Annotated in this window: 12 protein-coding genes; 6 read left to right on the top strand and 6 right to left on the bottom strand. The window is 64.4% G+C overall.

Annotated features, from left to right (window positions below):
* Nucleotides 1-20: 20 nt before the first annotated feature.
* A complete protein-coding gene (locus tag AC07SZ_RS32135) occupies nucleotides 21-221 on the bottom strand; it encodes a hypothetical protein (protein WP_056570827.1) in 201 nt (66 codons plus the stop codon).
* A gap of 77 nt (nucleotides 222-298) precedes the next feature.
* Nucleotides 299-553, bottom strand: a complete 255-nt coding sequence (locus AC07SZ_RS32130) for a hypothetical protein (protein WP_056570826.1) — start codon at nucleotides 551-553, stop codon at nucleotides 299-301.
* Nucleotides 554-830: 277 nt separating this feature from the next.
* On the opposite strand from AC07SZ_RS32130, the gene AC07SZ_RS32125 reads away from it, so the two are divergent.
* Entirely contained in the window at nucleotides 831-2,849 is a 2,019-nt protein-coding gene (locus AC07SZ_RS32125; RefSeq protein ID WP_494917489.1) for an amidase, read from the top strand.
* Nucleotides 2,850-2,859: 10 nt separating this feature from the next.
* Here the strand turns inward: AC07SZ_RS32125 and AC07SZ_RS32120 are convergent, their stop codons facing one another.
* The 3 genes from AC07SZ_RS32120 to AC07SZ_RS32110 form a co-directional block, all read right to left on the bottom strand.
* The gene (locus tag AC07SZ_RS32120) at nucleotides 2,860-3,270 is read right to left on the bottom strand and encodes a hypothetical protein (RefSeq protein WP_494917488.1); all 411 of its coding nucleotides are present in this window, start codon (nucleotides 3,268-3,270) and stop codon (nucleotides 2,860-2,862) included.
* Between the two features lie 90 nt (nucleotides 3,271-3,360).
* A complete protein-coding gene (locus AC07SZ_RS32115) occupies nucleotides 3,361-4,008 on the bottom strand; it encodes a ThuA domain-containing protein (protein ID WP_056570825.1) in 648 nt (215 codons plus the stop codon).
* A 53-nt stretch (nucleotides 4,009-4,061) separates the two neighbouring features.
* On the bottom strand, nucleotides 4,062-5,084 hold the full coding sequence (locus AC07SZ_RS32110; RefSeq protein WP_056570824.1) for an LLM class flavin-dependent oxidoreductase: 1,023 nt from the start codon (nucleotides 5,082-5,084) through the stop codon (nucleotides 4,062-4,064).
* Nucleotides 5,085-5,274: 190 nt separating this feature from the next.
* Here AC07SZ_RS32110 and AC07SZ_RS32105 point away from each other — a divergent pair, with 190 nt between their 5' ends.
* Nucleotides 5,275-5,775: a peptide deformylase gene (locus AC07SZ_RS32105; protein ID WP_056570823.1), complete on the top strand. Its 501-nt coding sequence runs from the start codon at nucleotides 5,275-5,277 to the stop codon at nucleotides 5,773-5,775.
* 188 nt (nucleotides 5,776-5,963) lie between these two features.
* On the opposite strand, the gene AC07SZ_RS32100 is transcribed toward AC07SZ_RS32105, so the two are convergent.
* Nucleotides 5,964-6,263, bottom strand: a complete 300-nt coding sequence (locus AC07SZ_RS32100) for a hypothetical protein (protein WP_494917487.1) — start codon at nucleotides 6,261-6,263, stop codon at nucleotides 5,964-5,966.
* 263 nt (nucleotides 6,264-6,526) lie between these two features.
* Here AC07SZ_RS32100 and AC07SZ_RS32095 point away from each other — a divergent pair, with 263 nt between their 5' ends.
* The 4 genes from AC07SZ_RS32095 to AC07SZ_RS32080 are packed head-to-tail and all read left to right on the top strand — an operon-like array spanning nucleotide 6,527 to nucleotide 11,805.
* Nucleotides 6,527-7,531, top strand: coding sequence for an ABC transporter permease (locus AC07SZ_RS32095; RefSeq protein WP_056572036.1), 1,005 nt, complete (start codon nucleotides 6,527-6,529; stop codon nucleotides 7,529-7,531).
* A gap of 36 nt (nucleotides 7,532-7,567) precedes the next feature.
* Nucleotides 7,568-8,584: a sugar ABC transporter substrate-binding protein gene (locus tag AC07SZ_RS32090; RefSeq protein WP_056570822.1), complete on the top strand. Its 1,017-nt coding sequence runs from the start codon at nucleotides 7,568-7,570 to the stop codon at nucleotides 8,582-8,584.
* Nucleotides 8,585-8,596: 12 nt separating this feature from the next.
* On the top strand, nucleotides 8,597-10,714 hold the full coding sequence (locus AC07SZ_RS32085; RefSeq protein ID WP_494917486.1) for an ABC transporter permease: 2,118 nt from the start codon (nucleotides 8,597-8,599) through the stop codon (nucleotides 10,712-10,714).
* The gene (locus AC07SZ_RS32080; protein ID WP_494917485.1) at nucleotides 10,711-11,805 is read left to right on the top strand and encodes an NHL repeat-containing protein; all 1,095 of its coding nucleotides are present in this window, start codon (nucleotides 10,711-10,713) and stop codon (nucleotides 11,803-11,805) included. The genes AC07SZ_RS32085 and AC07SZ_RS32080 overlap by 4 nt, the downstream gene beginning before the upstream one ends.

Raw genomic sequence — 11,805 nt, 5'->3', positions numbered from 1 at the left:
AGTGTGAGGCGGTGGCTTGCCTAGACGTCGAGCGTGACCGCCATGCCGCGCACCTCCGCCATTTCCAGCAGCAGGTCCTGCAGGGTTTCGACGGTCAGCGCGGCACCGGTCATGGCCAGGAGCTCGGCGATGCTCTCTTTCATGGAAATGACCGCGACTCCGGTTTTCTCCGAAAGCAGTCGTCCAATGGCCGCGCGGATAAGGGCATTCTGGTCAGACATGATTCCCCCTCATGCTGGGATAATGGCGGTGTTTTCTTCAATGATATGCTTTTGGCGCAACTTCTGCGAGCTTCAACTTACGCTTGCAAGCCGTCCAGTTGACGATCTTTCAAGCCATTTCGTTGGCGCCAGCAGCCCAGCATCGTGAGTGACGGCGGCATTGACCCGGCTCCAGGCCGGAAAGCATCCATGGCGGCGAGCAGGGCCAGCGGCACTTCGTGCCGGTAGAGCCCGATGAATGTCCTGCCTCCCACCGTCGCCGGCAATTCCGTGAATCGGTCGAAAATCGAATACGTGCCTGTCGGCTCGTTCAGGATCTCAAAACGGTCCAATGCAAACCTCGCGTCCCCCCGGGGGCCGTTAACGCAACCGCTCGCCGGAGGTTGCAACGGGTGATGCTTTTCTTATCCTAATGGAACGTATATGCCAGCAGCCTCGCCTGCCGGGCCTACGTCACGCGGGGGACGCACAAAAATCGCGTGGCAACCGCCATCTGAACACGGCTGGCGGCCGCAGGAACAACACGTTCCGACAAAGACTGCTTGTTGGCCCTTGCCGAAGCCGGCGGCCTCGCTCATCCATGGCCTGGAAACGCCCAGGGACCAGAAGATGACCGATGCCAGCCTTCACATCGTCGAAGCCACCATCGAACAATTGCGCCATGCGCTCGACGAGGGCCTCGTCACCAGCGTCGAATTGGTCGGGGCGTATCTCAGGCGCATCGCGCATTTCGACCGTCACGGCATCAGCCTCAACGCCGTTCCAGTACTCAATCCTGATATGTTCGAGGAGGCCGCCGCTTCCGACCGGCGACGCCTCGACGGCGCCTTGCTCGGGCCGCTCGACGGCATCCCCTACACCGCCAAGGACAGCTACAAGGTCAAGGGCCTGACGGTCGCCGCCGGCTCGCCGGCCTTCGAGCATCTCGTCGCCAATGAGGACGCCTTCACCATTGCCCGGTTGCGCGCCGGCGGCGCGGTGCTGGTCGGTCTCACCAACATGCCGCCAATGGCCAATGGCGGCATGCAGCGCGGTGTCTATGGCCGCGCCGAAAGCCCCTACAATGCCGATTACCTGACCGCGGCCTTTGCCTCGGGCTCGTCCAATGGCTCCGGCACGGCGACATCGGCCAGTTTCTGCGCCTTCGGGCTTGGCGAGGAAACCTGGTCGTCCGGGCGCGCGCCGGCCACCAACAACGCGCTGGTCGCCTACACGCCCTCGCGCGGCGTGATTTCCGTGCGCGGCAACTGGCCACTGGTGCCGACCATGGATGTCGTGGTGCCGCACACGCGCAGCGTGCCCGACATGCTCGAACTGCTCGATGTCATCGTCGCCGACGATCCTGAGACGCGAGGCGACTTCTGGCGCGCGCAGCCCTGGGTCGCGCTGCCCACGAGTTCGGAGGCGCGGCCGCCACGCTACACCGAATTGACGCTCGCGGGTTCACTGAAGGGCAAACGGCTCGGCGTGCCCCGCATGTATATCGGCCGCGACAGCGAGGCAGACCGGCCGATCGAAACCCGGGCCTCGGTGCTTGCGCTGTGGGAGCGGGCAGCGGCCGACCTTGGAAGGCTGGGCGCCGAGGTGGTGGAGGTCGATTTTCCCGTCGTCTCCAATTATGAACGCGACCGCCCCGGCGCGCGCACCATGGTAGAGCGCGGGCTGGTGCCGCCGGATTTCGCCGACCGCGAAATCTGGGACCTCTGCATCTGGGGCTGGGACGATTTCCTGCGCGCCAATGCCGACCCGGCGCTGCTCGATCTCGCCTCGGTCGACGGCCCCAGTATCTTTCCGCCGCCGCCCGGCACGCTGCCCGACCGTTATGAAGGCGGCTTCGATGTCGCTGAATATGTCGAGCGCGCGAAATCCGGCGTCACGCCGTTCAGGGACATTCCGACTATTGCGGATGGGCTGAAGGGGCTGGAAACAACGAGGCGCGTCGATTTCGAGGACTGGCTGGACACACAGGGCATCGACGCCGTCGTGCTGCCCGCCGTGGCCGATGTCGGCCCCGCCGACGCCGACATCAACGAGGCGTCGGCCGCGCTCGCCTGGCGCAACGGCACCTGGGTCGCCAACGGCAATCTGGTCTGGCGTCACTTCGGCATCCCGACCGTCACCGTGCCGATGGGCACCATGGCCGATATCGGCATGCCCGTCGGCCTCACCTTCGCCGGCAAGGCCTATGACGACGAAAGGCTGCTGCGCATGGCCGGCGACTATGAACGCGCCACGCAGCGCCGCACGAGCCCGCCACGCACGCCGGAACTGGCCGATGATGTGTTTTCAGGCCGGCCCGCTCAAGCCGGCGGCGGCAAGGCGCCACCGCTGGCAATCGCGCTTGCCGCCGAGACGCGGACTTCGGGCGATCGGGACGAGATCGCGATCACGCTCGACCTGCCGGTCGAGGCGGAGAACGCCAGCATCAAGGTGCACGTCAACGGAGAGCCCGTCGCCATGCACCGCAGCGGCGGGCGCTTCAGCGGGCGGGCGCTGGTTCCCATCGCCGAGCACAAGCAGTTCCACAGCGTCTGGCGCGGCTCTTATGGCTCGATCGTGACGGCGGTGGTACGGCTCCAGGATGGGCGCGCCGCCGGTGCCTATCTTGTCACCGGCGGGATTGGATGAGCGCCGGGGACTAGGAAGGCAGCGAAGCCAGCCATTCTTCCCAAAATTCCTGTTGCATATGAACGAAAACCGGAATCACGTCGACGCCATCATCAAAGATGTCGACCAAGTCGGTCTCCTGGGGAAACCGCCCCATCTTCACCTTGCAGGCTATCAATCCGCGACTTTTCTCCATCACGGTATTCTCGGGATAGACATTGGCACTTGCCCCGTAACAGAAGGGCAGCAAACCGTCGGCTTCGAGTGCCTGACGGATCTGGAACAGAGCCTCGAAAAAGTCTTCCTCTTCGGCCTTGATGACCTTGTCTCGGTAGCCGCATGTGAGGCTGCAGACGGCGCCGTCGACATGCAGTGTAAACACGGCTTCCTCGTCTCCGCCCGTGCCGCCTCCGATCAAGAATACAGTCCGCTGATGATCCATTCCATCCCCCTTTGCTATTCAGCGGATGGTAGTGCGGTGATGGCCGCTTTTCCAGCATGGCAGGGATGCGGGTACCGCAGCGGCCAGAGATCAACCTCGCGCCGCCCAGAGCAAACCGCGTTCCACGATCAACGCCATCTCCGGCACCGCGAACTCATCCGCCGTGTGCCCAAGCGAACTGTAGAAAACCTTCCCCGCGCCATACCGCCGCTTCCACACCACCGGCATGACGACCCCGCCAATGCCCGGGAAATGCGCATCGCTGAAAATCGTCGTCGCGAGCACCTCGTTGCTCGGGTCGACATGCATGTAATACTGCTCCGACCGGTAGGCGAAGTCGCCGATCCCCCTGGTGATCGGATCGTCCGGCCGGGTAATGACCACCTGATAGTCGATGATGTTGCCGGGATGCGCGACCCACTGGCCGCCGGTCATGAACTGGTAGTCGGGCTCGTTGCGAAAGCTGTCGCCCATCGTGCCGTGGAAGCCGCCGAGCCCACTTCCGCCGCGAACAGCCTGCGTCAGGTTCTGAAGCTCGGCCTTCTCGATCGTCGACATGGTGATGACGGGCACGATCAGATCGAAGGAAGGCAATTGCGGATCGGCGAACATCGCCGTGCCCTCGCCCAGCGTGACATCAAATCCGTTGCGCTCAAGCAGTTTGCGCACAACCTCTGCGCTGCGCTCGGGCGTGTGGCCTTCCCAGCCGCCCCAGGCAATCAGGGCCTTCTTCGCCATGCCGTGAACCTCCCTGAACCGCGCGCCTCGGGGATGGTTACACGGCGTGGCCGTCAGCGCCAGCCCAGTGCCGGCGCGACATGGGTCAGGATCGCCTCGATGACATGGGCGTTGTAGTCGACGCCGAGCTGGTTGGGCACGGTGAGCAACAGCGTGTCGGCCTCGGCGATCGCTTCGTCCTGCGCCAATTCCTTGATCAACACATCCGGCTCGGCGGCATAGCTGCGGCCGAAGATCGCCCTGGTGTTCTCCTCGATGAAGCCGATCTGGTCGCGGCTTTCGTTGCCACGCCCGAAATAGGCGCGGTCGCGATCATCGACCAGCGCGAAGATGCTGCGGCTGACCGAGACGCGCGGCTCGCGCTCGTGCCCGGCCGCCTTCCAGGCTTCGCGATAGATCCGGATCTGTTCGGCCTGCTGGATGTGGAACGGCTTGCCGCTTTCGTCGAATTTGAGCGTCGAGCTCTGCAGGTTCATGCCGAGCTTGGCCGCCCATTCCGAGGTAGCGTTGGTGGCGGCGCCCCACCAGATGCGCTCGCGCAGGCCTTCCGAATGCGGCTCGAGCCGAAGCAGGCCGGGCGGGTTGGGGAACATCGGCCGTGGATTGGGTTGTGCAAAGCCTTCGCCGCGCAGCGTGTCGAGAAAGACCTCGGCGTGATGCCGCGCCATGTCGGCGTCGCTTTTGCCTTCCTGCGGCTGGTAGCCGAAATAGCGCCAGCCATCGATCACCTGTTCGGGCGAGCCACGGCTGATGCCGAGCTGCAGGCGGCCTCCGGCGATGATGTCGGCGGCACCCGCGTCCTCGGCCATGTAGAGCGGGTTCTCGTAACGCATGTCGATGACGGCGGTGCCGATCTCGATGCGGCTGGTCTTGGCGCCGACAGCCGCCAGCAGCGGGAACGGCGAGGCGAGCTGGCGGGCAAAATGATGCACGCGGAAATAGGCGCCGTCCGCGCCGAGCTGCTCGGCGGCGACGGCGAGATCGATGGATTGCAGCAGCGCGTCGGAAGCCGAGCGCACCTGCGATTGCGACGAGGGCGTCCAGTGCCCGAATGACAGGAAACCGATTTTTTTCATGGCCCTGAAGTATATGCGAGCAGCGCGTGCTTCAATGCCAAAACAGCGGGGTTACACACCGTCGCCTTGAGCAACACCAAAGGACGCCGTACACAGGGGTTGACCGGCCGCGTCGTGTCTCATGCCGAGGGGCCGTCGATCGCCTGCGGTCCCGCTGAAAGGCAATGATTGGCGATTTGTGAAGTGGTCCATGGCGGTTCGGCAGATCATAAGGTTCCCCAATCCCCTCCTCCGCGCCGTGGCGGAACCTGTACAGCTGTTCGACAGCGACCTGCACGGATTGGCCAGCGACCTCGTTGACACCATGCACGCGGCGCCCGGGATCGGCATCACCGGCCCGCATGTCGGCATTCTGAGACGCCTGGTCGTGATCCAGCTTCCTTCCGCCGCAAAACCGGGGATCTATGTAAATCCGTCGATCATCCAGGCCTCGACCGAAATGATCCGTCAGGCGGAAGGCAGTGTTTCGATGCCCGGCGTCACGGAGGACGTCGAGCGCCACGCCCGCATACGGGTCCGCTATCAGGATCTGGATGGCAACGAGCGGTTCGAGGACGCCGATGGCCTGCTGGCGGTTTGCCACCAGCATGAGATCGATCAGCTGGACGGGCTCTTCTGGACGCAAAGGCTGACACGCCTGAAGCGCGACCGGCTGGTCAAGCGATACGGCAAACTGATGCGAGCGTCGTAGACGCCACGACTAACCGCGGGGAACCGGCACTGGCCGGCAACATCGTGCGGCGCTGATTGCAAGGCAGCCGGAAACCACGGCGCGCTGGCTGGTCGATGCCGTGCTTTCCGGCGACGGCAATCCAGGCCAGGAATGGCTGCGCCCCGACCGCTTTGCGGGATGGGGAGCAGCCTGAACCTCTCCGGCCTTCATTTCCCGCAGTGATGGTCGTTGATCTTGTTCGTCGCGTTCGCGTCCGGGCTCACCCTGTCGTAGGAGCAGGCGCCGGCGGCGGTCGTGAACAGCTGCCGGTCGTAATAACGCGGGCCACCGAACAGGAAGCCGATGAGATCGTCATCGGCGGGAACGTAGCGTTCGGACCCGGCCTGGCTGTAGTATCGGCTCTGGGTGTGGTGGTGGCGATGTTTGGCTCCGGCAAATGCCGGCGCGGACACGCCACAGGCCATCGCCAGGGCAAGAGCGCAGATCGCAAAGCGTTTCGTCGTCATCGGCAACACCCTTCTGGCCATTTGCATTCCTATATAGGCAAAATCACCAGCCGAACAAAGGTTCCCAGGCAGCGGTTTACTTGTCCCGCGATTTGCCGTCCGCCGGAGCGAACTGCACAGCGCATCAGAAAATCGAAATTGCCCCTTCCGCCCCGAGCCGCAATGGTCTTCAGGGAGGCAGCCGGCTCAGGGCTGTGGAGGAAACGCCGGAGCGGCAACGCCGCGCGGGCAAGCTGCCGCTTGAGGCTGGCAGCGAGGGAGGAATGAAATTGGCTGGTTCGGGCAAATCCGACGGCGCGCGCATGGGCATCAAGATGTCCCAGGAGCTCGTCGTCGTCGCGATCTCGGTCATCCTCTTCCTCGTCTTCTCCGCGACGCTCAACAATTTCCTGACCCAGGGCAACATCATTGCCATCCTCAAGAACGTCTCGATCCTCGGCACGCTGGCGGTCGGCATGGGCTTCATCGTCGTCGGCCGCGGCATTGATCTCACCATGGTGGCGGTGATGGTGGTCGGCGTCGCCTTCAGCATCTGGATTTCCACCTGGGGCGTGGACTTCACGCTGGCCGTGGTCTGCGGCGCCCTTCTTGCGGCGGCCATCGGCCTGTTCACCGGCATCATGGTGGCGATTGCCGAAATCCCGCCGATCTTCGCCACGCTGGCCATCGCCTCCTCGGTCTATGGCTCGGGCCGCATCGTCTTTGCCTCCGACGTGCTCTATGCGCCATCAAACATCGCCTGGCTGAAATTCATCGGCAGCGGCACCATCCTCGGCATCCCGATGGTCGTGGTCATCTTCGCGGCGGTGGCGGCGCTGATGGGCTTCTTCCTGCGCAAGACCCGCTTTGGACGGCTGGTGTACGCCACCGGCGACAATCCGAACGCGGCCCGCACCACCGGCCTCCCGACGCGCCCGATCATCGTGACGCAATATGTGTTGAGCGCGCTCATCGCCTTTACCGCCGGCATCATCATGCTGGGGCTTGTCACCGGCATCGACACGCGCCTCTACAATTCCAGCCTGATCTACGACGTGCTCTTGGTCGTGGTGCTGGGCGGCATCGGCCTCTCCGGCGGCCAGGGCGGTGTGCGCAACGTCATCGTCGGCACCATCCTGGTCGGCATCCTGACCAATGGCATGACCATCCTGAACTTCAGCTACACCAGCCAGAACCTGATCAAGAGCGTGATCCTGCTGGGTGCGCTGGCGATCGACGCCATCATCAATCCGCGCGACGAGCAGACCTCGCAAAGCGGCGACATCTGAAAACATCAAGCCGAAACATCAATCAGGGAGGAAACCATGAAGTTGTTCAAGAACTGCCTGTTCGCGGGCCTGACGGCGCTGACACTGCTCAGCGCCGCGAACGTCACCACCGCGCAGGAAACCGACCAGGTCGGGCGTGCGCCCTACCTGGAATCGCTCAAGGGCAAGAAGGTGATCTTCGTGCCGATCTCGCAAGGCATGGACCTCAACCAGTCCTGGGTGGTGGTGTGGCAGCGCCATGCCGCCCGCTATGGCTTCAGCATCGAAGTGCGTGACCCCAACGGCGACACCAATGCCGGCATCCGCGCCATGCAGGGCGCCATCGCCGAGAAGCCGGACCTGATCATCGTGCAGAACCCCGACGTGCAGACCTATGCCCGCCTGCTGAAGCAGGCGCAGGCCGCCGGCATCAAGGTGCTGCAGGTCAACATGCAGTCGGCGACGCAGACCGACTCCTATGTCGGCAATGACTGGATCGAGATGGGCCGCCTCGAAATGGGCGAACTGGCCAAGCACTGCACCGGGCCGAATGCCGTCTCGCACAAGGTGGTCTGGCTTGCCGGCGTGCAGACGGGTGCGGCCAACATCTACATGCGCACCGGCATCGATGAGGTGCTGAAGGCCAATCCCGAACTGCAGCTCGTCTCCGACCAGCCGGCCGACTACATGAGCGAAAAGGCCCGCCAGATCACCGAGACGGTCCTGCAGCAGCATCCGGACCTGTGCGGCATCATGGGCATCTGGGACAACGCCGAAGTCGGCGCCGGTGCCGCTGTCGCGGCCGCCGGCAAGCAGGACCAGGTGACCATCGTCACCAATGGCGCGGGCAGCGCCACCGGCTGCGAGAGCATCAAGAACGGCCTGCTCGATGTGATCTTCAACTTCAACTCGCCCATCCAGGCGGAGATCGCCGCGCAGCAGATTTCGGAATTGCTGCAGCATCCCGAGCGGCAGGCGGGCAGCGAGAAGACCATCTTCTTCGGTCCGATCACCCGTGTCGACAAGACCAATGCCACCGGCAGGAACTGCTGGAAGCTGGACGAGCTCAAGTAACGGACTGTCCTGATGAGCATGGCCGAAAGCCTCGTGCGCTGGCGCTACCGCCTGCTCCCCGACCACGTGGTCGGGGAGATCCTGACCAAGAAGTGGATCGACAGCGTCATCCCCTTCACTGCGCTGGTCATTCTGTGCGCGATCTTCGGCTCGATCGTGCCGGGCTTCTGGAGCGTCGCGACGCTGACCAATCTCAGCGGCCAGACCGCCGAGCTCGGCCTGGTCGTGCTCGGCATGACCATCGTCATGGTCTCGGGCGGCATCGACCTGTCGGTCGGTTCGACCTTCGCGCTGGCCGTGCTGGTGACGCTCTACGGCATGAATGTCGGGCAATGGAGTTTCGGCACCGGCCTGCTGGCCTGCCTCGGGCTTGGCATCGTCTGCGGCGCCATCAACGGCTTCCTGGTCGGCTTCCTGCGCATGCGGGCCTTCCTGACCACGCTGGTGACGCTCATCATCTACCGCTCGACCTTCGACGTCATCTTCCCGCGGGTCTCGACGCCGATCGTCACCAGCGGGCCGGATTCCCCGATCTACGATTTTCTCGGCTTCGGCACGATCTGGGGCGTGCCGACCTCCTTCGTCGTCTTCGTGGTCATCGCGCTGGTGATCCATCTTGTGCTTTCGCGCGCCCGCTATGGCTGGCGGCTGTTCGCGGTCGGCGGCGCGCGCCGTTCCGCCTACAATGCCGGCATCAATGTGCGCTTCACCCTGTTCAGCGCCTACGTGCTGTGCTCGGTGCTGGTCGCGCTCTCCGGCTTCTTCTTCTCGGCCCGCATCGGCAGTGCCGCTTCCGATATCGGCACCGGGCTCGAACTGCAGGTGCTGACCGCGACGGTGCTCGGCGGCATCTCGCTTGGCGGCGGGCGCGGCTCGGTAGCCAAGGCGCTGATGGGAACGATCTTCGTGCTCGTCCTGTCGAACAGCCTGCTCGCCCTGGCTGTGTCCGGCCCGGTCAATTACCTGATCCTCGGTCTCGTGCTGCTTTTCTCGGTCCTGCTCGACGTGCGCTGGGTGAAGAACCGCCACAAGATCCTGCGCAGCGTCTACATCTCGCCGACCTTCGCCAAGATGCGCGAACCGATCTCGACCGCGCCGGGCACGCCGATAGCGGTGAACGACAGGCTGAAGGATGTCGGCGTCATCGGCCTTGGCGTCCTCGACGGCGCGGAGGATGTCATCTTCGACCGCCAGGACCGGCTCTACACCGGCACCCGCCAGGGCGACATACTGCGCTTCAAGCCGCCGCATTACACCGAGAGGGAAGTGTTCGCCCATATCGGCGGTTCGCCGCTCGGCATGGCCTTCGACCGCGACGACAATCTGGTCATCTGCGTCGCCGGCATGGGCCTCTACCGGGTCGCTCCGAATGGCGATGTGAAGCTGCTGACGGCCGAGACCAACCGCTCGCTGACATCGGTCGTCGACGACTCGACCATGAAGCTCGCCGACGACTGCGACATTCTCCCGGACGGCCGCATCGTCTTCTCGGAAGCCACCGTGCGTTTCGAGATGCATGACTGGTACGCCGATGCCCTGGAAAGCCGCGGCAACGGGCGCATCATCGTCCACGATCCGAAATCCGGCTCGACCCGCACGCTGCTGTCGAACCTGGTCTTCCCTAACGGCATCTGCACGGCCTTCGACGGCCAGTCCGTGCTGTTCGCCGAAAGCTGGGCCTGCCGCATCAGCCGCTACTATTTCGACGGCCCGAAGAAGGGCAAGGTCGAGCGTGTCATCGAGGGCCTGCCCGGCTATCCCGACAACATCAACAGGGCTTCGGACGGCACCTACTGGCTGGCCCTGATGGGGATGCGCACGCCGGCGCTCGACCTGTCGCTGGAAATGCCGGGCTTCCGCCGCCGCATGGCGCGGCGCGTCTCGGAAGATGCCTGGCTGATGCCCAACCTCAACACCGGCTGCGTGCTGCGTTTCGACGAAAAGGGCCAGATTCTCGAAAGCCTCTGGGACCGCGCCGGCGAGAAGCATCCGATGATCACCTCGATGCGCGAGCACAAGGGCGTGCTCTATCTCTGCGGCATCTTCAACAACCGCATGGGCACGCTGCCGCTCAAGGGCGTCGATCCCAACTGGTTCAGCTCGGATTCCTACTGGGGCAAAAAAGCATGAGCGCCGTGAGCCAGCTTTTCGACCGTTTTCTCGGCCGTGGCGACTGGGCGGTGACGGTGCCGACGCTTGACGGCCCCTTGCTGCCCAACCAGGGCCTCGAGGAAGCCGAGACTTTCGCCAGCCTCGCCGAGGCCGACAATCTCGTGCGCACCGACAAGGGCGTGCTGGCGAGCAGTGCCGCCTCGCTGGTGCGTTTTGGCGTCGACGGCCATGCGGAGGTGCTGCGGGAATTTCCCGGTGAGATCACGGCGCTCGCCCATGCCCGAGGCATGACCGCGCTGGCGATCGACGGCAAGGGTGTCGTCATCCGGGGTGGCCTGCATGACGGGCGCGAAGCAACAGGCGACGAAGCGCGGCGGCTCTCCTGCATCACCGCCCTCACCTTCCTCGACAGCAATAGCCTGCTGATCGCCAATGGCTCGGCCTCGGTACCCGCGGCCGGCTGGCGCCGCGACCTGATGCAGAAGAACGCTTCCGGTTCGCTCTGGCGTCTTGACCTCAAGAGCGGCCGGCTGGAGCTGATCCGTGACGACCTCGCCTGGCCGGCCGGCATCGCCACCACCGGCTCGAACCGCATCTACGTCACCGAAGCCTGGCGCCATCGCGTGCTGGCCATCGACCTTGCCACCAAGGCGACCATGCCGGTGCTGGAACACCTTCCGGCCTATCCCGCGCGCATCGCGCCTGCCTTCAATGCCGGCTACTGGCTGACCTTCTATTCCGTCCGCAACCAGCTGGTGGAGTTCATCCTGCGCGAGGAGGCCTACCGCAAGCGAATGCTGGCCGAGGTCCCGGAAGCCTATTGGATGGCGCCGTCGCTGAACTCATGGCGCGACTACCGTGAACCGATGCAGGGCAGCCAGCTCAAGCAGATGAATGTGCTGAAGCCTTACGCGGTCACCCGATCCTACGGGCTGGTGGTGCACTGCGACCAGAACATGAAGCCGCTGTCGAGTTTCCATTCGCGCGCCGACGGCACGGTGCACGGCACCGTGAGCGCCTGCGAGGCGGGTGACGACCTGCTGGTCGCCTCGCGCGGCGGCTCGAGGGTGGTGCGCGTGGCAGGCGCCGCCGGCGGCAAGCGGGGTTAA

It is taken from the genome of Mesorhizobium sp. GW821-FHT07A06, assembly GCF_059419085.1.
Note: the sequence above shows the minus strand (reverse complement) of the source record. Positions and strands in the feature narration are given on the sequence as shown.